This window comes from Streptococcus suis (genome assembly GCF_019856455.1).
Taxonomy (GTDB): Bacteria; Bacillota; Bacilli; order Lactobacillales; family Streptococcaceae; genus Streptococcus; species Streptococcus suis_AE.
In genome coordinates, this window is sequence record NZ_CP082205.1 from 1,844,000 (window position 1) to 1,869,055 (window position 25,056).

Genomic DNA, 25,056 nt, shown 5'->3' on the forward strand with positions numbered 1-25,056 from the left:
GTACCCAAGGGGCTGAGAATTACTCCCAGCCCCAGATTGTTTTGTTTTTAAATCGATTACGTTTTGAGAAAGTAGTTCTCAATTAGACTCTCTAATCCTCAATCAATTGAATATCTGCACCTAATTCTGTCAGCTTATCAACAATATTTGAGTAACCACGTAGAATAAACTCAATGTTTGTAATTTCTGTACGCCCTTGAGCCATTAAACCAGCAATAACCATTGCGGCTCCCGCACGCAAATCGGTAGCTTTAACAGATGTACCAGTCAGTTGATTTGGACCTTCAAAGGCAATATGGTTGTTACGAGTAGAGATTTTTGCTCCAAGATTAGCAAGCTCCTGCACATGACCAACACGTTTTTCATAAATCGTATCAACAATCGTACCAGTCCCTTCTGCCTTAAGCAGTAAAGGTGTAATGGGTTGCTGCAAGTCTGTCGCAAAACCTGGATAAGGTGATGTTTTGATATTCACTGCCTTTAAGGTTTCTTGCTTTTCAACAAAAATACTATCTTCAGAAATAGTCATGCGAACACCCATTTCTTCCAACTTAGCGATGTAACTCTCTAAGTGTTCATAAAGGACATTATCGATACGAATACCTTCACCAACAGCAGCAGCAAGGGCAATATAAGTCCCTGCTTCAATACGGTCTGGAATCACTTGATGACGTGTTCCTTTTAGACTGTCTACGCCTTCAATGGTGATAATATCTGTACCCGCACCACGGATACGTGCCCCCATATTATTAAGCAAAGTTGCCACGTCAATAATTTCAGGTTCACGCGCCGCATTTTCAATAACTGTACGGCCTTCTGCTTTGACAGCTGCTAAGATAGTATTAATGGTCGCACCAACGCTGACAACATCCATGAAGATATGTGCCCCTTGAATACGCTGACCATTAGTTGCCAACCGCATATAGTCACCTTCATAGGTTGTCTCAGCTCCCATAGCTGCGAAAGCCTTCAAGTGCAAATCAATCGGACGCGGTCCCAAATCACAACCACCTGGCAAGCCAACAACAGCTTGACCAAAGCGACCAAGGAGGGAACCGTAAAAATAGTAGGAGGCACGCAAGCTATTAATTTTACCAAATGGCATAGGCATGTCTTTTACACCACGAGGGTCAATCTCCAAGCTTTCACCATCACGCTTGACCGTCGCGCCCATTGTTTCCATAATATCAACTAAGCTATCTACATCCGAGATTGCAGGCACTCCGTCCAGAGTAACAATCCCATCTGCAAGAATAATGGCCGGAATAAGAGCAACAACTGAGTTTTTGGCACCACTAACGGTAACCGACCCTTTCAGTGTTTTTCCACCATTAATTACAATTTTTCTCATACTAGCATTCACTTTCTTAATTTGCCTAAAAAGGCATACGTTTCATTTTACCACAATGGGTGGTAAAATGCTAGTTATTTGATATATAAAAAACAGGAGGCAAGTCTGTCTCCTGTTTTGCAACTGTTCCTACTTAATCTTTTGTAACGCCGTTTGCAAAGCTGCTACCTTATCCAAACGTTCCCATGGCAAGTCAATATCCGTACGTCCCATGTGTCCATAGGCTGCAGTTTGCTTGTAAATCGGACGTTTGAGGTCCAACATTTGAATAATACCAGCTGGGCGTAAATCGAAAATCTGACGAACAGCTGCTTCTAATTTGCTTTCCGCTACTGTGCTCGTACCAAAGGTATCGATGCGAACTGAAACTGGGTGAGCAACACCTATAGCATAGGCCAATTGAACCTCAGCCTTTTTAGCCAAACCAGCAGCTACGATATTTATTGCGATGTAGCGTGCCGCATAAGATGCAGAACGGTCCACTTTGGTCGCATCCTTACCAGAGAAGGCACCGCCGCCATGACGAGAATAACCACCATAGGTATCAACGATAATCTTACGGCCTGTCAAACCAGAGTCCCCTTGAGGTCCGCCAATGACAAAGCGACCAGTTGGGTTGATAAAGTAGTTGGTTTGGTCATCCAGATAATGAGCTGGAATGATTTCCTTGATCACACGCTCAATGACATCCTGACGAATTTGCTCCTGGCTAACTTCTGGATCATGCTGGGTCGAAATAACGACTGTATCCACACGAACAGGTCGGTTGTCTTCATCGTATTCAACTGTTACCTGTGACTTAGCATCTGGACGCAGATAAGCAATTTCACCAGATTTTCTCAACTCGGCCAAACGACGCACCAATTTGTGACTAAGTGAAATTGGCAAGGGCATAAGCTCAGGTGTTTCATCTACTGCAAAACCAAACATGAGCCCCTGGTCACCTGCACCAATCAAATCCAACGGATCTTGACTAGCATCTTGACGAGTTTCCAAAGCTTCATTGACACCTTGGGCAATATCTGGCGATTGCTCTACAAGTGACGGATGAACTCCAACCGACTCAGCTGAAAAACCATACTCACCTTTTGTATAGCCAATCTCCGCAATCGTATCACGTACCACACGGTTAATATCCACGTAGGCAGTGGTTGAAATCTCTCCAAAGACATGAACACTACCTGTATAAACAGCCGTCTCTGCCGCTACGTGCGCATCTGGATCCTCTGCTAAAATAGCATCCAAAATAGCATCTGAAATCTGGTCTGCAATCTTATCCGGATGCCCCTCCGAAACAGATTCAGACGTAAACAACTTACGTTCTGACATAAAAATGTCCCCCTTAAAATAAATTGTTACTAAGGTTACAAAGAACTAGTCGAAGACTAGTTCTTTGCGAAAGACACCTGTCTTGAGCAAAGGAAAAATCCTATTTGTGAAAGACTTTTGTCTTGTGCAAAGGAATAATTTCAGGTACTCAGGGAGAAAGACAATTCTAGACTATATGAGAGTAGTCTAACTATTAAGAAAATGGTGACTGAAATGTAGTAAAGATTTTACAATTACTATTCAATGTTACCAGCTTCTTTAATTGTGTTTCAAGTGTTTCTGCAAATATTAACTAGTCTATAAACTACCTTTTCGGGACTTAATAACGTTTCTAGTATAGCATAGATTAACTGACTATCCTAGTATTTTCTAAAAAATAAAGAGGAGGCTGGGCAAAAAGCCCAGGACCACTACTCAGAGTTCGTGTCAACATCTCAGCGCAGTGGTTGATTGGGTTTAACAGTCCAGTGGACTGTTGGAGCTATGCGGGGGTGGGAGTGAAACAGTCTGGGGATAGACTGTTTCAGCTCAACAACTTAAAACGAAAAATTGTTGACGAACTCTTCTATGAATGGTCGAGTTCTTTCCCACTCCCACTCTTCTACAAAATCATTAGATAAATTCGGCATCTGCAATTGCCTGTTTAACCACCTCTAGAGGCAAATGAACCAACTCGCATCCTTTTTCCTTATAAAGATACTGGGCATAGTCGTCCATTCGGTATTCATTGATATAGACAACCCGCTTACAACCAACCTGTAACAATTGTTTGGAGCAGTTAAGGCATGGGAAATGGGTCACATAGGCAGTAAAACCTTTTGGAATTCCCCGCTCCGCTCCTTGTAAAATGGCATTGACTTCCGCATGCAAGGTTCTAGCGCAATGACCATCAATCATAAGACATTCCTGATCCAAACAATGTTCGGTTCCTGAAACAGAACCGTTGTAGCCTGTTGCGATAACCTTATTGTCCTTAACCAAAACCGCACCGACCTTTGCTCTCTTACAGGTCGCCCGATTGGCAATTAAAAGCGCCTGAGCCACAAAATACTCATCCCAAGCTAAACGATTTGTTGACATGATTTCTCCTTTCTCCACTCAATCCACCATCCCATAAATCTCTGCCAAGTCCTGGGCTGTGACAATACCAACAAGATCCTCTGGCGAATGAAGCTTCCCACTCGCCTGACGACTGACTAGGATGGTTGTGCGCCTACGCCCCTCAAAATGATTAATTACCTGATAAAGATGGGCTGTTATTGGTAGAACAATCACCTGAATACTATCTTCCTCACAAGCTAGTACGTCTTCAAGACTAGCCTCCACCAATTTTTCACGTATAGAGCCCGTTTCCTTGCTTGCCTTGGCCAACCAATTTGTCAATCCCTTGTCAGAAACCAGACCTTGATAAACCTTATCAGAAAAAATAGGAAACTTAGAAAAATGCTCTTGCTCCACAATTTCTAAAGCCTTTATCAATTTGTCCTTGGCCTCAAAAATAACTGGCTTAATTTTCTCGGTCTTTTGCAAATAGTCAGCAATGGCAATCGGTTCTTGGTACTGGGCTATCACTTTTTCCAAAACAGTGATCAATTCCTGCGAAGGTTGGGCTACTTCCTTCAAACCTGTTCGTTTCTCATGAACCATGAGATTACGCAACTGACGAGCCACATAGAGTTTATCCCAGTTCGCCTCAACGGGATTATGTCGCGTCAATTCCTTTGCCTTGGTCAACATAGAGCCTACATCTGCATATTCCCCATCCGCAACACCGCACACCTTACGCAAGACCTTATCCAAGTCATTGAATAACTCTAAAAAACGGGTTTCATTCATCTTAATCTACCATTGCTGATTTCAAATAGGCATCTACCATCCGCTCAGTCGCAACTACAGAATCCAAATGGGTCCGCTCGTAGGAATGGCTGGACTCAATACCAGCCCCCAATAGGGCATGCTTAACATCTGCACCTGCTCGCATAGCTGCCGAAGCATCGGAACCATAGTAAGGATAAATATCCAGCTTGTAAGGAATACCATCCCTCTCTGCCAAGGCTACCAAGTGCTGACGAAGTTCGTAATGATATGGACCTGAACCATCTTTGACACAGATAGAAACTGTGTACTCATCTGTCTGCTGATCATCTCCCATTGCCCCCATATCGACTGCCAAATATTCAACCACCTGAGCAGGAATGCTGGAGTTGGCACCGTAGCCAATCTCTTCATTATTTGAAAAATAGAAATGTATCGTATAAGGCATGGTCGCTCCCTCTTCCTTATAGACCTTCAAAAGATGAAGCAAAATAGCTGCGGATACCTTATCATCCAAGTGACGACTCTTGATAAAGCCAGTTTCTGTCACGACGGTACGAGGATCAAAGGAGATAAAATCTCCGACTTCAATACCCAAGGCCCGCGTCTCGTCCGCATTGGTCACTTTTTCGTCCAAACGAATTTCCATGTTGGTCTGATTGCGCTCAGCGGTACTGGCATCCCGATAGACGTGGACAGAGGTCTGGTGCATGAGAATAGTACCTGTGAAAGTCTTGCCATTTTTAGCGCAATGAATCAAACAATTTTCTCCCTCAATAGAAGGGTATCCAAATCCTCCCACCAAATCCATTTTGAGTCGACCATCTGGTTTCACTGCACGAACCATGGCACCCAAAGTATCCAGATGAGCAGTCACCATGCGGTGCTGCTGGTCATTTTCTCCAAAAACAGTAACCAAAACACCACCCTTAGCAGTTTTGACAGCTTCATAGCCGAAACTTTCAACCTCTGCCTTGATGTAATTCATAATATCCGTCGTAAAACCAGTTGGCGACGGAGTGTTGGTCAATGTAACAATGTAATCAAGTGTCTTCATGAAAACCTCCTTATTTGAAACTATTATATCACGTTTTAGGTGAATTTTTTGCTATAATGAAGGTATGAAAACCTACCAGAAGATTTATTTACTATTAAAAGAAAAAGACGACTACATGAGCGGAGAAGATTTGGCTCAGGAATTGGGTATTTCTCGGACTTCAGTTTGGAAAGCCATTCGCCAGTTAGAAACGCATGGTTTAACTATTGAGGCTGCCCGTAATCGTGGTTACAAATTGGCCGATGGGGATTTGCTACTGCCAGACTTGATTGCAGAGGAACTCCAACTGCCTGTCTACCTGAAAGCTGACAGCGATTCGACCCAACTAGATGCCAAACAAGGTATTGAATCAGGTCATACTAGTCCTGCCCTATATCTAGCTCCCTATCAGAATAAAGCCAAGGGGCGATTTGGGAGACCCTTTTATGCATCCAAGTCAGGTGGCATTTATATGTCGCTTCGTCTCTCTCCCAATGTTCCTTTTCTAGAATTTAAGCCCTACACCATTTTAGCTGCAGCTGCTGTTATCAAGGCCATTCAATCCCTTTGCGACTTGGACGTCCAAATCAAGTGGGTCAATGACATCTATCTCGGACACAAAAAGGTCGCTGGCATCCTCACTGAGGCTATCTCTTCTATGGAAAACCAACGGGTAACCGATGTCATTATCGGTGTCGGCATCAATGTCCGCATAGACGATTTCCCTAAGGAATTACAACAATCTGCAGGAAATCTTTTCGAGGAACAACCACCATTTACCCGCAACCAACTCATTACTGCCATCTGGAAAGCCTTCTTAGAAACCGATGAGAAGGAACTAATTGCCCTTTACAAAGAAAAATCACTTGTCGTTGGCCAACAAGTGAGCTTTGTAGAAAATCAAGTTGAATTTAAGGGGACTGCCATCGCTGTTACTGATACAGGAAACCTAGTTATCCAGTTAGATAACGGCAAAGCAAAAATTATCTCCAGCGGAGAAATCAGCCTTACTTCTTGGTCTGATTCTCCACCAAACGAATAAATTTAGTCACCTTGTAAGCAAAATGAAGATTCCGATAGGCGATAAAGGCGTAGATACCTGCAATCAAGAAATCTCCTGTCAAAATCGATGCATTCATAAAATAAACAGCTAAAATAGTTGTAATGGCTAAAAAAAGAAATTGTGGAAGTTTCATAAAATAGATTATACCAAAAATTCAGTCAACTGGCTGAATTTTTATATGCTTTCTTGATAGGTTTCGATTCTTTTCTAAACAAGAAAACACCAATCTAATTGGTGCTTTCTTAAGGAGATATGAAAAATATTTAGGATTGAATATAGTATAAAATATCTATCAAAACTATTCGGGAGTGGGAAAGAACTCGACCATTCATAGAAGAGTTCGTCTTCCCACCCCCGCATAGCTCCAACAGTCAGAGTAGTGACTGTTGGAGGTTGGAAATAAAGCGAACTCTGTTCGCATCAGTCGTAATGGTCAGATTTGGAGTGTAAAACACGAACAAATCTGCCAATCAACCACTGCGCTGAGATGTTGACACTAACTTTGAGAAGCGGTGCTGAGCTTTTTGCTCAGCCTCATTTTCTAATCATTTCTAATCTCAACTGTATCTGCGAGAAAGCCAAATTCTTCTGGGACTGGACTGGCTTCTTTTTCGATTTCCTGTGTCTTTTGCCCTTTTGCTTTTGCCGAAAATTCAGCACGAATACTTACCCAATCTTCCTGAGCAATAGCTAAAATCTGTGGGGAAAAACCAGCTGCCTTGCTGAGAATATTTCCAAACATGGTATTGAGATTGTCACGCTTCATCGTCTGTTCAGCATTAAGTGGAGAATCAAAGGCTAGAATTGCATGATTTTCATTGGCAGCAACTGGTTGGGAACCAACCAACAAGGCACGATCAGCCCCAGATAAGCTCTCGATAATTTCTCCCCAAGCATTCTGCAAGCGAGTCAAATTTTCACGCGCCAAGGTTGGATTTTCCATAGCTTCCTGCAAAATTGCATGAACCTTGCTGGTATCCAATCGGTACTTCTTCGGAGCCTGTGGCTTGCGTGAAACTGGCTTAACAGCACTTGGTTGACTAGATAATTGACCTAGTTGTTTCTGTAAATCCGCAACTTGTTGTTGCAGACTGGCTAGTTGACCCAGTAAATCAGCTGGCAGCTCTGCCATTGCCCCCGAAGGAGAACTATCTTCAGCCAAACGAATAGTCATCATTTCAGCGTAAATCTTGGGTTGAGGACTGGACTTGATGTCCGCCAAGCCCCTGGTCACCATCTCAATCATGGTAAAAATCCGTGCCTGCTCAAGAGCTAGATTTTCTGAAAAACCTGTTGTTAAATGCGTATCCTCACCACCCGTCTGCACGATAAGGACATCTCTCAAATAGTGCAAAAGATCTGTCGCAAAACGGCTCATACTCTTTCCTTGGTCAAACAAGGTTTGTAGATGCTGGAGAGCTGTGACACTATCCCCTTGACGAAGACTTGCCACATAGTCATCCAAGGCACGCAAGCTGATAGATCCCGTAATTTCCTCAGCAATTTCCAAGGTCACTTGCTGGTCCTGACTAAGGCTGAGAGCCTGATCCAAAATGGATAGGGCATCCCGCATCCCCCCCTCTGCCCGACGCGCAATGATCGTCAGAGCCTGCTCGTCAAAGATTAGCCCTTCCTTGGTCAAAATTGCAGCCAAGTGCTCCTGAATGTCCGTCACCTTGATGGACTTAAATTCAAATCGTTGCACCCTTGACAGAATGGTAGCAGGAATCTTGTGCAATTCCGTCGTTGCTAGAATAAAGACCACATTTTCAGTCGGCTCTTCCAAGGTCTTCAAGAGGGCATTGAAGGCTCCAGTAGACAGCATGTGGACCTCGTCGATGATATAGACCTTATAGGTCGCAAGACTAGGTGCATAGGTCGATTTATCACGAATATCACGGATTTCATCCACACCATTGTTGGAAGCAGCATCAATCTCAATGACATCTTCCAGACTGCCCTCGGTAATGGCCTGACAGATATAGCAATCGTTACAAGGCTCGCCTCCAACCTGATTAGGACAGTTCATGGCCTTGGCAAAAATCTTAGCTGCCGATGTCTTACCCGTACCACGAGGACCTGAAAAGAGATAGGCATGACTGATTTTCCCCTGTTCAATGGCCTGTTTGAGTGTGGTCGCAACCACCTCCTGCCCCACCATCTCCCCAAAGGTCTGGCTTCGGTACTTCCTATATAAAGCTTGGTACATTAGCGTTTTTCTCCAAACATAGCAAAATTCCAGTCCGTCTTCTCAACCAAGTGAGCAACGAACTGCTCTAGGTATTCTTGATCAATGGCATCGTAATCAGCTACCAATCTCGAATCCAAGTCCAAAACGCCCAGCAACTGGTCGTTTTTCACCATTGGCACAACGATTTCTGATAGGGCTGTCGCATCGCAGGAAATATAGTTATCATGTAGACGAACATCGTCTACGAGAATAGTCTGGCGCTTAGCTGCAGCCTCACCGCAGACACCCTTTCCAAGTGCAATATGAACACAGGAAACGCCACCCTGAAAAGGCCCCAAAATCAATTCACTACCATCATACAAGTAAAATCCTGTAAAGACAGAGTTTGGTAGAGCTTGATTGAGCAAAGCAGAAGCATTTGATAGATTGGCTAAAGCATTGGTTTCACCATCAAGAAGAGCTTCCAATTGAGCCAATAATAGTTGATAATTTGAAATTTTTTCTTCTTTAGTCATAAAAACATTATAGCATAGAAAGACGGAGCTTGACAGTAGGTATTGTTAGAAATCAGCAAAAAACGAGACCTGTCGATCTCGTTTACAGGGTTCTTAATTAAGATGACTTGCCTGAACGTCTTTTCACGACCAGACCTGCTAGTCCCAATAAGCCCATACCTGTCAGATGTAGGACGGAGCTGACTTCACCAGTAGCTGGTAAAGTTTTTGTCTGTGACTGACTAGTTGATGCAGGTTTGACAGTTGACTGTTTGCTTTGGCTTGCTGGTGCCGCAGGCTCCTTATCTCCCTGTTTGGTTGCTTGTTTTTCTGATGCTGACTGACCAGTTGGACTTGCAGTTGGTCTTTCAACCAACTTCTCAACTGGTTGTTCAGTTGGTTTTTCAACTAGCTGTTCGGCCGGTTTTTCAGTTGGGGTTTCAACTGGTTTCTCTGTTGGCGTTGCCCCCTCTTCTATGTAATAGAAGTAGTATTCCTTGTTAGGTCTTGCCTTAGCTTCTTCGTAAGTAACTGTTTGACTTTCTTGAACTACTCGTGATGTCCAACCTTCAAATGTTAGAGGTTCTAGAACAACACTCTCCCCTGGTTTGAGTGTATACTCAATTTCTTTTAACACATCAACTTTTTGGCCAGGTTCAATTTGTTCCTCAGTATAGACGGCCTTAATCGTGATCGATTGATCTACTGGAATTGTCGGTATTGCCTTTGATGCAGCAATGTTAGCCATTGCTTTTTCAAGTTTTTGAGTAATTTCTTTATGGTAAGCGATTTGATAATCCCAGTATTCAGGAGTCCAACCAATAGCGTTGATAATATCTTGATCTGTCAAGACTAGACCTACTGGTTCGTTAAATAAATTTTCAACTAAAATTAACTCTAATTGTAAAGTAGTTAAATCCTCTGATTGAGTAATCTGATTAAACTTAGCTTCATCCTCTGTCAGGCGGATAATATGGTCTACTCCCAACTCTTTCTTATAGACTTCAAAAGCTTTCAAGACAGTGGTATGGAAGGTATCAAAAACTTTCTGATACTCCACACGTTGTTCAGGTCTAATTAATGAGTCAATAGAAGGAGCTTTGTCATAGTATACCTTAACAGTCTTATTGGCAACTAGTCTGAAAGTACCACCTTTCCCATAGGTCCATGAGTCAAAGCCCTCAGTCTTACCTACTCTATAACCTGATATTACCGGAAAGTCAAAGCTTACCTCAGTTCCTTCAACTCCACTCTGCTGAATGGTTTGGAGAACTTGACCGTCTTGATCTACTAATTGGATAGTATAGTTTACTGTATTCGTATCAGTAGAGTTAGTATCACCCGCAGGTTCTGGCTGTTCCACTGGGTTTTCAGCTGGTTTGTCTGTCGGAGTTTCAACCGATTCTGATACCGGGACTAAATCTGCCATTGCTTGCTTCAAGACTGGGATAGAATTCTCAACATAAATATATCCAAACATATAGGTTGCATTTAACTCATTTAATGTTTGGTGACTATCAACCCCATCTAAGCTCAATGAAGAAAAGGTTAAATCATCATTGTAAGCAGTAGCAATACTTTGTGCTCCAAGATAAATCCGAACATCGCCATCATAGTTCTTATTCCACGATTCTTCCGTATAGTCCGCTGGATTAAGAGCTTTTATCTGACCGACTAGATCACGGTAGCTCTGGATCATGGTCTTGATTTCAATCTTTCTGGCTTCCAAAGCTGGATCTGCCTGTTCTGTTGCATAAACCTTGGTCAAACCAAAATTTGTCAGTCCCACCGGCTCAACCAAGCCTCCCAAAACAGTGACCGCTGCTAATCCAACACCCAGCTTGGTCCACTTATGAAGTTGTTTCTTGCTAAAACTTCTTTTGATTTTCATACGAAAAACCTCCATTTATATAAAACTTTTATGCCAAAAGGCACGCTTACCAGTATACTAAAAAAAAAAAGCAACCTGTCAAGAAATTATGCGCTTAATATTCAAATATTCGGTTCTTTCTTGGTTTTCAGTCGATTTTTCATATTTTCGGAAAAAGAAAAAGGCTTGCGCCTATTTCCACATCCAGTACATAATCACTGCATCAATCAATACCCCTATAGCCCAGGCTAGTTGAAAATACTTTTTCTGTGTCTTATGCCGAAAATGGGTTCCACCTGCCCAGGCACCTAGCCCACCACCAAAATAGGACATGAGTAATAAGGTCTTTTCTGAAATCCGATAGGCGTTCTTTCTTGCCTTCCCTTTATCCATACCATAGGTAATGAAGACAAGTAAATTCCACACTACTAGCGCCATACTAACCATCTGTTTGATTGACATACATTCCTCCAATTAAGTCACATTTCTTCTTACTCTAACATAATCCAAAACAGGACACAAGAAAAAACGATTCGGAAATCCGAATCGTTACATTTCTGCCAGTGTATCCTCTAACCATTTGAGCTGGGCACGGTTGCGTTCAATAGACCGTGTCAAAATCAAATAGTGTCCATAATTGTCTTGGATACTTTCCTTGGTTGAGAACAGCTCAACTTTACGACTGTCTAGGTGTTTTAAGTGCTTGGTGACTAGTTCAATTTGACTCTGCAACAAACCAGGAATCCGTGGGTCATCCTTTTCACGAATAAAAAACATCTTGATTGAAAACAAGTCTTTTTGCTGAGGCGTTTCTTCATTTGGAATGGATAGCCATTCGTCTAAAATCTGACGACCAGTAGCCGTCATCGCATACTGCTTTTCCTTTTCATTTCCAGGTACTGCATGACAAGTAATCAATTCTTCCTTGGTCATACGTTTTAATTCTGGATAGACTTGGCTATGGGCAACCTGCCAAAATTCGCCTAAATCACGTTGAACATAGTCGGTAATCTGCTTGCCAGTTACCATTTGACCGCTAGCACCCATAATCCCTAATATGATATGAGGTAATATTCTTTGCTTCGGCATCTTAACCACGCTCTCTTAATATACTCTCCACCTTGGTGTTAATCAAGTCGATGGCTACAACGTTGCTGACGCCTTCAGGAATGACGATATCTGCATAGCGCTTGGTTGGCTCGATAAACTGGTGATACATTGGTTTCACCACCGAGGTGTACTGCTCAATGATACTATCTAAGCTACGGCCACGCTCTTCCATGTCTCTCTTAATGCGGCGAATGATACGAATATCGTCATCAGTATCGACGAATATCTTAATATCCATTAAATCCCGCAACCGTTTGTCTTCCAATACTAAAATACCTTCCACAATAAATACATCTTGTGGTTCCTGACGATAGGTCTTCTCTGAACGTGTGTGCTGAGTGTAATCATAAATCGGAATATCCACTGAACGTCCTGCTAATAGCTCACTGATATGATAAATCATCAAATCCGTATCAAAAGCCAGTGGATGGTCATAATTGGTCAGTATCCGTTCTTCAAAGGTTAGGTGTGACTGATTCTTATAGTAAGAATCGTGTTCAATCATTGATATGCGAGCATTTGGGAAATTATCCAGAATGGCACGCGACACACTTGTCTTGCCACCCCCAGATCCGCCGGTTACGCCAATAATAATGGGTTTCTGAGTCATCATCATCTCCTTCTATTTTCAATACTATTTTACCATGAAACATGGTATAATGGAAAGGATAACACATAAAGAAATGAGAATTTATGCTAAATTTTGGTATTATTGGTACCTCAGACATCAGTCACAAGTTCATTTCCTCCGCTCATTTGAGTAAATATCTTCAATTATCAGCGATATTTTCAAGAAAACTGGAAACTGCTTTGTCATTTTCAACAAATTACGAAAATGTAAAATTATACACAGAATGGATAAAATTCCTTTCTGCACCGATTGACTTGGTCTATATTGCCAGTCCAAACGCCTTGCATTTTGAACATGCAAAAGCTGTTCTCAAGGCCGGCAAACACGCTATCGTTGAAAAGCCTATGGTGTCCACACCTCAAGAATTGGCCCAACTTCGTCAGATTGCCAAGGAAAATGGTGTCTTCCTATTTGAAGCTGCCCGCAATTACCACGAGGAAGCCATCGCTATTATTAGGGACTTCTTGAAGGATAAGACTGTTTTTGGGGCCAACTTCTCCTATGCCAAATACTCTTCCAAAATGCCTGACCTCTTGTCAGGACAGACCCCAAATATCTTTTCAACTGATTTTTCAGGCGGAGCCTTAATGGATCTGGGTATCTATACCCTCTATACTGCCATTGGCCTCTTTGGCAGACCAAATGCAGCCCGATACACTGCTCAACAACTCCCTTCATCCATTGATTTGAATGGGACTGGGCAACTGATTTATGATGATTTTCTAGTAAATATTCAGGCTGGAAAGAATATCACTAGCAATCTACCAAGCGAAATATATACCAGTGAGGGAACTCTCACCCTCAACGCCTGCCAGCATATCAGCTCTGCTATTTTCACAAAACATGATGGTAGCCAAGTAGTCCTACCTATCCGAGCTCAGGAAGATGCTATGCTGGAAGAGGTACAAGCCATTGCCCAAGCTATACAGACAGGCAATCACGACCTAGCCAATGAATGGCTGGATGTGGCAGAAAGCGTCCATCAAACACTTTACACCATGCGTCAAGACGCAGGAATAATCTTTAAGGCGGATAACAATGAAATCTAAATTTCCCTCCAGCTGGACGGACCAGCTTACCCTACTTGGCTTTGAGGACTTTACTCCTATCCAAGTCCAGGCCTTTGAGCCTATTGCAAACGGCAAGTCCCTTCTAGCTATCAGCCCAACAGGTACAGGAAAAACCCTTGCCTACCTCTGGCCTAGCCTATTAGCCCTAACTCCTAAAAAAGCCCAACAATTGCTCATCCTCGCACCCAATACAGAGCTGGCTGGTCAAATATTTGATGTTTGTAAGACTTGGTCGGAGACAATTGGGCTGACTGCCCAACTATTCTTATCTGGTTCCAGTCAAAAACGCCAGATTGAGCGACTAAAAAAAGGACCAGAAATCCTGATTGGAACACCTGGTCGTATTTTCGAGTTGATTAAATTGAAAAAAATCAAGATGATGAATGTCAATACCATTGTCTTAGATGAATTTGACCAACTCTTCTCAGATTCCCAATACCAGTTTGTGGAAAAAATTATCCACTACGTACCTCGTGACCACCAGTTGATCTACATGAGTGCAACAGCTAAATTTGACCGTCAAAAAATTGCTGAGGACATTGAAAGCATTGATTTATCTGAGCAGAAATTGGATAATATCCAACATTGCTATATGATGGTAGATAAGCGTGACCGTTTGGAAACTCTACGTAAGTTTGCCAATATCCCTGATTTTCGTGCTCTTGCATTTTTCAACAGCCTATCAGACCTTGGTGCAAGCGAAGATAAACTACTCTATAATGGTGTGAATGCAGTTTCATTGGCTTCTGATGTCAACGTAAAATTCCGTAAGGTCATCATCGAACGTTTCAAAAATCACGAACTCAATCTTCTACTTGCTACAGATATGGTCGCACGCGGTATTGATATTGATAACTTAGAATGTGTCCTCAACTTTGAAGTTCCTTTTGACCAAGAAGCCTACACTCATCGTTCTGGACGTACTGGACGCATGGGCAAGGAAGGTCTTGTCATCACCCTAGTATCTAGTCCTAGCGAACTAAAACAATTGAAAAAGTATGCCTCCGTCCAAGAAGTCATTCTCAAGAATCAAGAGCTCTACAAAATATAATGAACAATATACAAAAGGCTTAGAACCAGTGTTTCTACTAACATGATTCTAAGCCTTTTATCATTCTTACTGGGCTGGACCAGATAATTCTTGTGAATAATAGATTAATTGAGGATTGAGAGGACTGGCGAGTAAGTCTGTTACAGTAACCATATTGTAGCTCTCGCCTGTTAAATATTGCAATACAGACTCGAGGCTATCAACTGTTGTCTGATGAATATCATGCATTAGGATAATACTTCCTGGACAAGTCTGTTCTTTTATTTCTTTCAAAATAGCTTGGGGATTGCGACTCTTCCAATCTTTAGAATCGACCGACCAATAAATCGATGGAAGTCCCATCTGATTGACAACGGCCTGGTTAACCGAACCATAAGGAGGGCGAACCATTGTTGGTACAATACCTGTAGCTTCAGTAATAGCTGCCTGTGTATCTTGAATTTCTCTCTGTACTTGCTCCCCAGAAATAGTGACTAGATTGGGATGATTCCACGTATGGTTGGCGATGACGTGCCCTTCTGCTACCATTCTACGGAGAATAGCTTCATTCCCAGCTACAGCCTTACCAACAACAAAGAAAGTTGCTTTGGCATTATATTTTTTTAGTAAATCTAAAACTACCGGTGTCGTGTTCGGATTTGGTCCATCATCAAAGGTTAGAGCGACCTGTCTCAAATGTTTCTTATCCACAACTTGTGCAGCCATATACTCATCATAGCCAACCTTATCAGCATCTACTAGATAATCACTCTTCACTACTGGGTACAAATCTGAAATTGGTAGAACCAACTGGTTGATGCCGTAACCATCTGGTAATTGTAAGGTTAATTGGCTGTCTCCATAACTAAAGGAAATAGCATTTAAGTCTAGTGTTTCAAATTTTTTGACAATCGCTTCTACATCAGTCTCTTTCATTCCTTGAGCAAGTAAGGCTTCTCTTAGATGATCAACAATAATCCTTGCTGTAGAGGATAAATTAGGTAATAAATCTTCCAGGGTAAACAATTCATTGTCCTGCGTCAACAACACACGCTCAGACGGGAGTTTATCCTGCTTTTTAATTTGCAAGTTGTCTACTTTATAGTGCTCCGCTTGAATTTCACGAGCTGTTACATTTTTAAAATTTGTTTTTCCCTCTATTGATGAAACAAAGACCAGTTTTTGAATTTTTCCTGCTGGTTTTTTATGACCAAAGCGTCTTTGAACATAGGAAATCATTCGACTTTCTACAGGTCCTAAGACATGACCTGCATCATCTGTAGGTAAGGCAGCCACAACATGGGTCGTATCAATATTTCCCTCTTGAATCTTGCCCTTGCCTTTAGCGAGGATGGTTTGTTGTTTTTCCTCGATAAACTGACTAACCTGTCTTTCTTGAAGTCCTGCAAATAACCATACAGCCAAACTTACCATTATGCCGAGCAAGGCGATGTTGATTCCCAACCAAAAACTAACTTTTTTCATCTCCAACCTCCCATTCAAAACATATATAAACTATGCTAAATCATTTAAAGGCTCTTGTCAAGACAGTTCTATAAAAACTCATAAAAAGATTAGGTAATACTCTTCGAATAATCAAAATTATCCGTTCTCAACTTGCCTTGATGAACTCCAGTTCTATCTTCGGCTTCGTTTCCTGGGCTACTTTTGATTTTCATTGAGTATAAATAATTGATTTGCTTCCTAATTCCCTCCCTCCTGCCATTTTCTGATTTTTTTTGAAAAGAAAAAGACTGCCTAATAGCAGCATGACACTCAGCAGTCTAAATAACCTGAGTTCATACATCTTATATAACGATAAAAACGGCAAAAAGCCGTTTTATCTTATATTTTTAGATAGAATAGCTAGAATCGTATCCGTATCACCTGAATTATCAGTTTTCACTAAACCTGTTTCAACCTTACTAAATAGAGAATTAATGATGATTAGTCGCTCATCTTTGTCAATATCTATTCCAGAATAAATCAATGATTGATAAAATCTAGTCATAGCTGCTTTTTGCTTGTATTCAGTAGCTAAATGATGGTTTGACATTACTATCTTTATTAATATCCTAATTATATAAATAAAGAAGGATATAACTGTTATCAGAATAAAGGATTCTGATATGAATGGAATAGCTTTGGTGATATTCTTCGAATAATCGTAAACTACAAGCACTAATATTGCGGAGGATAGAATCAAGAGGATGGCAGCAACAATTAAGACTATTGTCCAGTTTCGAGCTCGTTTTTGATGTTCTACCGCTCGGTCATTCCAAAGCTGTTCAGGAGCCTCAAGAGACAGCTTGGCATTATAAGTTTCCTCTAGCTCTTGTAGTCTATTCTGCTTTTCTTCTTGCCAATTATCAATAGAATCTTGAAATTCTTTAAGTTCATCAACTTTATCATCAAACAGTTGTTGAATCTCGTCGTTCTTAGTCTGCGTAAAAGCTGTAATTTCTCTATATTGTTCATCCGAATCTGCTGAGAGTTCCTCTAATTTTCTAGTTATCGGAACTACTATATTGTTTTCAAAATCCGAAACATTTTCTCTGATATTTGAAAAGTTTTTTCGAAGCAAATACAAAGCTGGATAAAATTGATACTGGGAGGAGTTAGAAAAGTAGCTACCAACAAGATGTGGATTTTTAGATAATCGTATGAAACATTTTACCGCTTCTTCAACAGAAGTGTCAGTTTGTTGAACATAAAATGATACAAAACTTTTTATCTTACGGATTTCATCATCTCTATCAATCGGCGAAGAAATTGCTAAAATATAAGTTAAATTGCCTTGCTCTCTAGATTCTCGGCTAGTAGATAGGTTGTAGTAAAGATAATTGTTAACATTGTCTAAGTTAAACTCTTCAAGCTCGGTAAAATATTGCCGAATAGCCACGATTTTATTACTTAAACTTTGCCAATTTGAATAGAAATTATTAGGTACTTCATCCGAAATTGATTTCCAATAATCTAAATTACTTTTTACAACTTTTTCGATCTCGTCAAAAGTAAAAAGCTTCTCGCGTTCATTAAACGTTATAACGAAATCATCTGAAATAGCAAATCTGAAAAGAATTTTATCACCCAAACAGTTCACTATTTGTTTTTTTGTTAAACTCATATACACCCTATAACTTAAATATATTTAGGTTTCTTATTTTTTATTAGTATTCTAAAATAAGTGCTCTTTCCGTTAATTGATAAGTCCTTGCCATCAAGACCTTTTCGGAATCCAACAATTTCAAACTGACTAGGGTTAAATTTATGAAGAAAAGTTATCGGAACCCCCATAACACCTTGATAATCGTAAGGAATATCTACTGTCTTATTAACATTAATACCATCGTAATTATCATAGATAGGATACTGTTCCTCATTATTGTGATATGTCTTTGTTAAAACAATATCCTTGTGTCGTTGGAAATTATCTAAGTTGGTGAGCCATAAACAATTATTAGGAGAAATAATCTTCTCGCCTCGTTCATTTATTTTTGTTTCTGTCCCATAAAGCTCATAATGGTCTGGAACAATAAATCCAGAAATACCTCTTCCCATATTAATGCCCATCCAAACTTTATTTTCTCCTATTAATCGAAATGTTTCTTTGTAGGTGATTGCATTAATATTTCCTATTATTAAAAACTGTTTATTGTGGTACATAATTTGGGCAAGAAATTCTCTAAAAAGGGAAAATGGCGGATTTGTTACGACAATATCAGCCTTTTTCAATAATTTTATACTTTCACCACTGCGAAAGTCCCCATCACCATTGAAAAAAGTTACATCATTTAAACTAGGAATAACTGGCTCAGATTCCTTTCCTGTATATTCATAGTAAAAACCACTAGATATTTCAGAATCTATATTAAATAAATCAAGTGATTGCTCTTTATAGCAAGAGGCGATTAATTTTTTTAGTCCTAACTTTTTGAAATTTATCGCAAAATAATGATAGAAGTAACTTATAGTGGGGTCATCACAATTACAGAAAACAACTTTACCATTAAAATGAGGTTGATAATGTTGAAGCTCTCTTTCAATATCTTCAAGCTGAGTATAAAATTCATCATTTTTATTTTTTTTTGCTTTCCTCAAAAAATCATTTTCATTCTTTCTCATTTTTTTCCTCTTCGATTGTTAATTGGTTAAAAAGATCGCTTCCTAAAATATTGAGAGAAGTTTGAGCAACATCCAGCATAATTTCTAACATAGCCTGCGATTCCCAATGGCTACCATTTCCAGTTGTATACATTGAGGCTGCTTGTAACATGATCGATCTATTCTCACACTTTACAAACTTATTTCGACATAAATTTGTATTGAAAGGTAAGCCATAATTAGCAGCAGTCAATCTATCTAATCGGTTGAGTATTCCTGAATTATATTCAAGAGTGACAACTCTTCCATCTGGACGCTCAACAGAAATGGTTTCAGTTAAGAAATTAGAACCTTCCAAAAATATGACGTAAGGAAAATGAATTTCAGAAAGCATAAAATTAGCTAACTCAGCAATATTCTTATGAGAGCGTTCAATAGCATTACCGGCAGCCATAAGATCTTGGTCATTATTCTTCCCCACCAATTTACCTGCTCTGATATTCTCAATATCTTTACCCTGATGTTTAGCTTCTGTAACTAAAATAACTCGCCAATTTCCGTAATCATCCCTTACTTCAATAATGCCACCATCGGGTATAATATTAGCATTATGATTGAACAAAGTCTGGCCGAGTTCACTATCTATCTTTCTCAGAGAATCATTGATTTCCTTTTTACTGATTGATTTTCTAAAACGAAATTTAAGTTTTGGATACTTCTGTTCTAACTCGTATTTTACTAAATGAGAAATAGTGCCTACAGCACTATCGTGCGTTCTTGCTTCGTCGCCGAATATACCAACAACACCTTTTGATGCTTTGTGTTGATTCGTTAAGCGACTAGATTGATTCTTTTTTGCCATGAAATATTCCCTTAATTAAATTTTATGAGCAGTATTACTTACTTAATTATACCACATTACAAATATCATCAAGATAATTGCCTCACTTAAAATCCTTCACACTATAGAACTCTGCAATAACCCTAGACCCAGTTAGATGTTAGCTAAACGATGAAAAACTCACCATCCGCTAAATCTCCAAAATATAAATCAAAGCTTAGGCAATATCTGTTTAGGAAAAAGCACAATACTCTAAAGTTTTTCTTTCATCAGAATAGACGAATAATATTGAGGCTAGGCTATCATTCTGAAGCCCGGATAATTCCCGCTTCTAACAATCGTTTCATGTCCACCACCAGAAATCAAACGTATTCTTTTAACCTTGAAATGCTATTTCCTTCAACGTCATACATTAGTAAAAACCAGAAAGGAGCGCGAGAAACAAGGTATTGAAGAGTTCAGAAAATGTGCGAAGAATAGATAGTCGGGGAAAGTAGTATTCTAATCGGTCTTCGAATCGTGTAGATGTAGAAAAATTCTTTCAATCCCGTAAAATGAGACTTTTAAGCCTAATCTATCACATGAAATACTGCAAAACTTAGACTAGATTTGTCGGTTCAAATCATACCTAGTGTTACTTTAATCCTTTTTCTACCTGAACAGAAAAACTCGCCAAACAACAAGAAGATAGCTTGAATATCTCCAAGTTTATGACGAGAATTTCAAAATATACACAAGTTTTAGAATTAACCGTCGAAATGGTAAATGAACTGATTAATAAGATTGTGATTCACAAGCCAACTAGCACGAAACGCAATCGAATTATCCTGATAGACATTTATTACAATTTCATCGGAAAACTAAATAACGAAAAAGCGAGTCAGGCGGACTGACTCGCTACTATTACACCTTAATAATTAAACTGCTAGGTGTCAGATCGGCCAAGCAATCTTTTCTAAATTAATCTGCACGAATGACTTCCACACGGTAGCCATCTGGATCTGTCACAAAATAATAACGACCTGGACTTCCTGGCAAGCCCTTGATGTCTGTCGTTGGATAGCCCAGCTCCTTATGTTTCGCATTATCCCCTTCTAAATCATCTGAAGAAAGAGCTAGATGCGAGAAGCCGTCGCCTACGATATAGGGACCATGCTCATAATTGTAGGTCAATTCAATCTCAAAGTCATCCTCTTCAAGTGCTAAGTAAACCAAGGTAAACTTGTGCTCTGGATAGTCCTTGCGACGGGTTTCCTTAAATCCAAATGCTTCTTCATAAAATTTTTGAGATGCTTCTAAGTCCTCAACACGCAAACATGCATGTAGCATTTTTTTACTTGCCATAATAAATTCCTCCTACCATTTAATACCACCAGTATACCATACTCTCTATGAAAAATCCGATATTCAAAACTAAAAAAGCCTGAGCGAACTCAGGCCTTAAATGAATTATGCTTCCAAGTAGTACTCTTTCACAATGTTCAAGTTTTCATCCAATTCGAATACAAGTGGTGGGAAGTTTGGAATTTCCACATCCATGATTTCATCATCAGACAATTGTTTGATGTGTTTTACAAGGGCACGGATTGAGTTACCGTGTGCACCTACGAATACGTTTTTACCGTCTTTCAATGCTGGAGCAATTTTATCTTCCCAGAATGGAAGGGCACGCTCAAGCGTTACTTTCAAGTTTTCTGCATCTGGAATAACGGAATCATCAAGGTGTGCATAGCGACGGTCAGTGTGTGCTGAATGCTCATGATCTTTAGCCATTTCTGGTGGCAAAGTATCATAAGAACGACGCCAGATGTGAACTTGCTCATCACCAAATTCAGCAGCTGCTTCAGCTTTGTTCAAGCCAGTCAAACCACCGTAGTGACGTTCGTTCAAACGCCATGATTTTTCAACTGGTACCCACAATTGATCTGCAGCTTCAAGAGCCAAGTTTGTAGTCTTGATAGCACGTTTCAATACAGATGTGAAAGCAAGGTCAAATTCGATACCTGCTTCTTTGATCAATTTACCTGCATCGATTGCTTGTTGTGTACCTTTTTCAGACAAATCAACATCAGCCCAACCAGTGAAAAGGTTAGCTTTGTTCCATTCAGACTCACCATGGCGAGCAAAAACCAATTTTACCATTTATGGATTCTCCTTTAAATTTTGAGGTTTCCCTCTTATACTTCTCTATTTTACACGAAAAGGTAAAAAAATGCCAGCCTTTCCACAATCTGTGTACGCTTTCATTACTCTTTCATGTAAATTCAGTCTCTAGACCTATCTTTCTTCTTAGAAAAAATACAAAATAATGGTATAATAGTAAGGCTGAACACGACAGTTCAAAACGATACCACTATAGGAGTTATCATGAAAAAAGTAGCTATCGTGTCTGCCTATCGTTCTGCCATCGGCAGTTTCGGAGGTAGTCTGAAAGATATTGAAATCGCTGATTTAGGGGCGCAAGTCCTCGAAACAGCCTTAGCTAATAAAAACATCCCTGCAGACAGCGTTGATGAAGTTATCTTCGGAAATGTTCTTTCAGCAGGACAAGGACAAAATATTGCACGTCAAATTGCTATTCGTGCAGGCATTCCTCAGACAGCCTCTGCCTATGCAGTCAATAAAGTCTGTGGTTCCGGTCTCAAATCAGTCCTCCTGGCTGCCCAGTCAATCATGCTAGGTGACAATGATGTAGTTGTGGCTGGGGGCATTGAAATCATGAGCCAGGCACCTTATCTATCCAAAACTAGCCGGTTTGGTAGTAAATTTGGTCATATTACTCTAGAAGATTCTATGCTGACAGACGGTCTAACAGATGCCTTCAACGACTATCACATGGGTATTACTGCAGAAAATGTTGCTGAACACTATCAAGTCAGTCGCGCAGAACAAGATGCTTTTACATACAGTAGCCAAGAGAAGGCTGCGAAAGCTATTGCTGAGGGAAGATTTGTTGACGAAATTGTTCCTATTAGATTAAAAAATCGGAAAGGCGAAACTATTTTTGCCACAGATGAGTACCCTCGTCTGACGCCAATTGAAAAATTGGCAACACTTCGGCCATCTTTTAAAAAGGATGGAACCGTCACCGCAGCCAATGCTTCTGGCATCAACGACGGCTGTGCTGTCTTGGTACTCATGTCTGATGAAAAAGCCAGTGAGCTAAATATCCAGCCACTCGCCTATATTGAGGCCTATGCAACAAGCGGTTTAGATCCTGCCTATATGGGGTTAGGTCCTATTACTGCTAGCCAAAAAGCGCTACAAAAACTGAATAAAACAGTCGAGGATATCGATCTATTCGAACTCAACGAGGCATTCGCAGCCCAATCAATTCCAGTTGTCAAACAACTCGGCATTGATCCTGCAAAAGTCAATGTCAATGGTGGTGCTATAGCCCTTGGACATCCAATCGGAGCTAGTGGTAGTCGAATCCTAGTCACTCTGATTCACGAATTAATCAAGCAAGAAAAAGAGCTTGGTCTTTGCTCACTTTGTATCGGAGGCGGTCAAGGCATCTCCCTAATCGTTTCCAATGCGCAAACAAGTTAACCTATCATTTGTACACAAAGGATATATTATGAACATCGGTATTGATAAAATCGGATTTGCGGCACCCGATTATGTTTTAGATTTGGCTGATTTAGCCCAAGCCCGCAATGTGGACCCAAATAAATTTAAGATTGGTCTTCTTCAGTCTGAAATGGCTGTAGCTCCTGTCACTCAAGATATTATCAGTCTTGGGGCAAAGGTTGCCGAAGCCATTCTGACAGAAGAAGATAAACAAACCATTGACATGGTTATTGTCGGTACAGAATCTAGCGTAGATCAAAGTAAGGCTGCCGCCGTTACTATTCATGGATTACTCGGTATTCAGCCCTTCGCTCGCTCCATCGAGATGAAGGAGGCTTGTTACGGTGCAACGGCTGGACTAAGTCTTGCCAAAAGCCATATCGCTCAATTCCCAGAATCAAAAGTCCTAGTCATTGCTAGTGATATTGCAAAATATGGAGTCGCTTCTGGCGGTGAACCTACCCAAGGTGCTGGGGCAGTTGCCATGTTGGTAACCGCAAACCCACGAATTTTGGTCCTCAATAATGATAATGTCTGCCAGACACGTGACATCTACGACTTCTGGCGTCCCAACTACGACAAATATCCACGTGTTGATGGTAAATTTTCAACTGAACAGTACACCGATTGCTTGACGACAACTTTCGACTACTATCAACAAAAAACAGGCAAAACCCTCAACGATTTTGCTGCCATGTGCTTGCATATCCCTTTCTCCAAACAAGGCCTTAAAGGACTGCAAGCTATTGCTCAGGAGGAAGAAACTCTTAGTCGCTTGACAGAACGTTTCCAGGAAGCTATCGTCTATAATAAAGTCGTCGGCAACATCTACACTGGCTCTATCTTCCTCTCTCTTCTTTCCCTTTTGGAAAATAGCAGAGCGTTAGAGACAGGGGATCAAATCCTCTTTTATAGCTATGGTAGTGGCGCTGTCTGTGAAATTTTCAGCGGTCAACTCGTTGAAGGTTATCGCGACCACTTACAAGAAAATCGTTTAGAACAACTCAATCAGCGTACAAAACTCAGCGTTAAGGAATACGAACAAGTCTTCTTTGAAGAAATTACACTTGATGAAACTGGTTCATCCCTTGACCTACCAGAAGACCAAAGTCCCTTTGCCCTTATCAAAGTGGATAATCACAAACGTATCTATCGTAAATATAGTCGAATGAATTAGCTTTCAGACAAGAAACTGAGGTGTAGGTAGCTAGAACAGCCTAAAGGCTGTTCTAGGTTGGAAATGAAGCGAACTCTGTTCGCATCAGTCGTATAGGCCAGATTTGGAGTGTAAAATGCGAAGTGCTGAGATTTGCTTCGCAAATCTTATCTCCAACCTTTAACAGTCCACTGGACTGTTAAACCCAATCAACCACTGCGCTGAGATGTTGACACTAACTTTGAGAAGCGGTGCTGGGCTTTTTGCCCAGCCTCACTTTCGCAGAGTACGGCAAGCCGAAAGTGACGATGTATCAAGCTAATTCAAATGACTGATATGTAAAGCCCTTTGTCAAGTAAAAACAATCGAACTGATTAAAAAATGAAAAGTAT

Annotated in this window: 24 protein-coding genes; 6 read left to right on the top strand and 18 right to left on the bottom strand. The window is 40.6% G+C overall.

The window, feature by feature from the left end:
- Nucleotides 1-91: 91 nt before the first annotated feature.
- The 5 genes from K6969_RS08830 to K6969_RS08850 form a co-directional block, all read right to left on the bottom strand.
- Complete coding sequence (locus K6969_RS08830; protein WP_171942693.1) at nucleotides 92-1,351, bottom strand: UDP-N-acetylglucosamine 1-carboxyvinyltransferase; 1,260 nt, start codon at nucleotides 1,349-1,351, stop codon at nucleotides 92-94.
- 129 nt (nucleotides 1,352-1,480) lie between these two features.
- Nucleotides 1,481-2,680 carry a methionine adenosyltransferase gene (gene metK, locus K6969_RS08835; RefSeq protein WP_171942694.1) on the bottom strand — a complete coding sequence of 400 codons (1,200 nt, stop codon included), beginning with the start codon at nucleotides 2,678-2,680 and terminating at the stop codon, nucleotides 1,481-1,483.
- A gap of 612 nt (nucleotides 2,681-3,292) precedes the next feature.
- Nucleotides 3,293-3,760 (bottom strand): deoxycytidylate deaminase, encoded by a 468-nt coding sequence (locus K6969_RS08840; RefSeq protein WP_024411854.1) that lies wholly within the window; start codon nucleotides 3,758-3,760, stop codon nucleotides 3,293-3,295.
- Nucleotides 3,761-3,778: 18 nt separating this feature from the next.
- Nucleotides 3,779-4,516, bottom strand: a complete 738-nt coding sequence (locus K6969_RS08845; RefSeq protein WP_029174259.1) for a hypothetical protein — start codon at nucleotides 4,514-4,516, stop codon at nucleotides 3,779-3,781.
- Between the two features lies 1 nt (nucleotide 4,517).
- A complete protein-coding gene (locus K6969_RS08850; RefSeq protein WP_029174258.1) occupies nucleotides 4,518-5,552 on the bottom strand; it encodes a M42 family metallopeptidase in 1,035 nt (344 codons plus the stop codon).
- A 64-nt stretch (nucleotides 5,553-5,616) separates the two neighbouring features.
- Here K6969_RS08850 and birA point away from each other — a divergent pair, with 64 nt between their 5' ends.
- Nucleotides 5,617-6,573 carry a bifunctional biotin--[acetyl-CoA-carboxylase] ligase/biotin operon repressor BirA gene (gene birA / locus K6969_RS08855; RefSeq protein WP_029174257.1) on the top strand — a complete coding sequence of 319 codons (957 nt, stop codon included), beginning with the start codon at nucleotides 5,617-5,619 and terminating at the stop codon, nucleotides 6,571-6,573.
- Here the strand turns inward: birA and K6969_RS08860 are convergent.
- From K6969_RS08860 to udk, 7 genes are all read right to left on the bottom strand, one after another.
- The gene (locus K6969_RS08860; protein ID WP_029174256.1) at nucleotides 6,539-6,727 is read right to left on the bottom strand and encodes a DUF3272 family protein; all 189 of its coding nucleotides are present in this window, start codon (nucleotides 6,725-6,727) and stop codon (nucleotides 6,539-6,541) included. The two genes, birA and K6969_RS08860, sit on opposite strands and share 35 nt — an antisense overlap.
- Nucleotides 6,728-7,135: 408 nt before the next feature.
- On the bottom strand, nucleotides 7,136-8,803 hold the full coding sequence (dnaX, locus tag K6969_RS08865; protein ID WP_024386423.1) for a DNA polymerase III subunit gamma/tau: 1,668 nt from the start codon (nucleotides 8,801-8,803) through the stop codon (nucleotides 7,136-7,138).
- Nucleotides 8,803-9,300, bottom strand: coding sequence for a GAF domain-containing protein (locus K6969_RS08870; RefSeq protein ID WP_024380064.1), 498 nt, complete (start codon nucleotides 9,298-9,300; stop codon nucleotides 8,803-8,805). The genes dnaX and K6969_RS08870 overlap by 1 nt, the downstream gene beginning before the upstream one ends.
- Nucleotides 9,301-9,397: 97 nt before the next feature.
- Nucleotides 9,398-11,170, bottom strand: a complete 1,773-nt coding sequence (locus tag K6969_RS08875; RefSeq protein WP_171942695.1) for a hypothetical protein — start codon at nucleotides 11,168-11,170, stop codon at nucleotides 9,398-9,400.
- A 171-nt stretch (nucleotides 11,171-11,341) separates the two neighbouring features.
- Nucleotides 11,342-11,611: a DUF1294 domain-containing protein gene (locus tag K6969_RS08880; RefSeq protein WP_012775285.1), complete on the bottom strand. Its 270-nt coding sequence runs from the start codon at nucleotides 11,609-11,611 to the stop codon at nucleotides 11,342-11,344.
- Between the two features lie 87 nt (nucleotides 11,612-11,698).
- Nucleotides 11,699-12,238, bottom strand: coding sequence for a PadR family transcriptional regulator (locus K6969_RS08885; protein WP_024376722.1), 540 nt, complete (start codon nucleotides 12,236-12,238; stop codon nucleotides 11,699-11,701).
- A 1-nt stretch (nucleotide 12,239) separates the two neighbouring features.
- A complete protein-coding gene (udk, locus tag K6969_RS08890; protein ID WP_002936217.1) occupies nucleotides 12,240-12,869 on the bottom strand; it encodes a uridine kinase in 630 nt (209 codons plus the stop codon).
- Between the two features lie 83 nt (nucleotides 12,870-12,952).
- On the opposite strand from udk, the gene K6969_RS08895 reads away from it, so the two are divergent.
- Nucleotides 12,953-13,939 (top strand): Gfo/Idh/MocA family protein, encoded by a 987-nt coding sequence (locus tag K6969_RS08895; protein WP_171942696.1) that lies wholly within the window; start codon nucleotides 12,953-12,955, stop codon nucleotides 13,937-13,939.
- On the top strand, nucleotides 13,929-15,011 hold the full coding sequence (locus K6969_RS08900) for a DEAD/DEAH box helicase (RefSeq protein ID WP_171942697.1): 1,083 nt from the start codon (nucleotides 13,929-13,931) through the stop codon (nucleotides 15,009-15,011). The genes K6969_RS08895 and K6969_RS08900 overlap by 11 nt, the downstream gene beginning before the upstream one ends.
- 66 nt (nucleotides 15,012-15,077) lie before the next feature.
- On the opposite strand, the gene K6969_RS08905 is transcribed toward K6969_RS08900, so the two are convergent.
- The 4 genes from K6969_RS08905 to K6969_RS08920 form a co-directional block, all read right to left on the bottom strand.
- The gene (locus K6969_RS08905; RefSeq protein WP_171942698.1) at nucleotides 15,078-16,475 is read right to left on the bottom strand and encodes a polysaccharide deacetylase family protein; all 1,398 of its coding nucleotides are present in this window, start codon (nucleotides 16,473-16,475) and stop codon (nucleotides 15,078-15,080) included.
- A gap of 355 nt (nucleotides 16,476-16,830) precedes the next feature.
- Nucleotides 16,831-18,117: a DUF6161 domain-containing protein gene (locus K6969_RS08910; protein WP_029174773.1), complete on the bottom strand. Its 1,287-nt coding sequence runs from the start codon at nucleotides 18,115-18,117 to the stop codon at nucleotides 16,831-16,833.
- A gap of 14 nt (nucleotides 18,118-18,131) precedes the next feature.
- Nucleotides 18,132-19,115: an adenine-specific methyltransferase EcoRI family protein gene (locus tag K6969_RS08915; RefSeq protein WP_029174088.1), complete on the bottom strand. Its 984-nt coding sequence runs from the start codon at nucleotides 19,113-19,115 to the stop codon at nucleotides 18,132-18,134.
- On the bottom strand, nucleotides 19,102-19,956 hold the full coding sequence (locus tag K6969_RS08920) for an EcoRI family type II restriction endonuclease (RefSeq protein WP_029174087.1): 855 nt from the start codon (nucleotides 19,954-19,956) through the stop codon (nucleotides 19,102-19,104). The genes K6969_RS08915 and K6969_RS08920 overlap by 14 nt, the downstream gene beginning before the upstream one ends.
- A 689-nt stretch (nucleotides 19,957-20,645) precedes the next feature.
- Here K6969_RS08920 and K6969_RS08925 point away from each other — a divergent pair.
- Complete coding sequence (locus K6969_RS08925; protein ID WP_079269552.1) at nucleotides 20,646-20,828, top strand: DUF4368 domain-containing protein; 183 nt, start codon at nucleotides 20,646-20,648, stop codon at nucleotides 20,826-20,828.
- A gap of 67 nt (nucleotides 20,829-20,895) precedes the next feature.
- Here K6969_RS08925 and K6969_RS08930 read toward each other — a convergent pair whose 3' ends face one another.
- Together K6969_RS08930 and K6969_RS08935 are read right to left on the bottom strand one after the other, a co-directional pair.
- Nucleotides 20,896-21,279, bottom strand: coding sequence for a VOC family protein (locus K6969_RS08930; protein ID WP_029173692.1), 384 nt, complete (start codon nucleotides 21,277-21,279; stop codon nucleotides 20,896-20,898).
- A 105-nt stretch (nucleotides 21,280-21,384) separates the two neighbouring features.
- Nucleotides 21,385-22,077, bottom strand: coding sequence for a phosphoglycerate mutase (locus K6969_RS08935; RefSeq protein ID WP_002936226.1), 693 nt, complete (start codon nucleotides 22,075-22,077; stop codon nucleotides 21,385-21,387).
- A 225-nt stretch (nucleotides 22,078-22,302) separates the two neighbouring features.
- Between K6969_RS08935 and K6969_RS08940 the strand changes: the two genes are divergently transcribed.
- Nucleotides 22,303-23,487, top strand: coding sequence for an acetyl-CoA C-acetyltransferase (locus tag K6969_RS08940; protein ID WP_029174771.1), 1,185 nt, complete (start codon nucleotides 22,303-22,305; stop codon nucleotides 23,485-23,487).
- A gap of 28 nt (nucleotides 23,488-23,515) precedes the next feature.
- Nucleotides 23,516-24,685: a hydroxymethylglutaryl-CoA synthase gene (locus K6969_RS08945; RefSeq protein ID WP_029173691.1), complete on the top strand. Its 1,170-nt coding sequence runs from the start codon at nucleotides 23,516-23,518 to the stop codon at nucleotides 24,683-24,685.
- The last annotated feature ends 371 nt before the right edge of the window (nucleotides 24,686-25,056 follow it).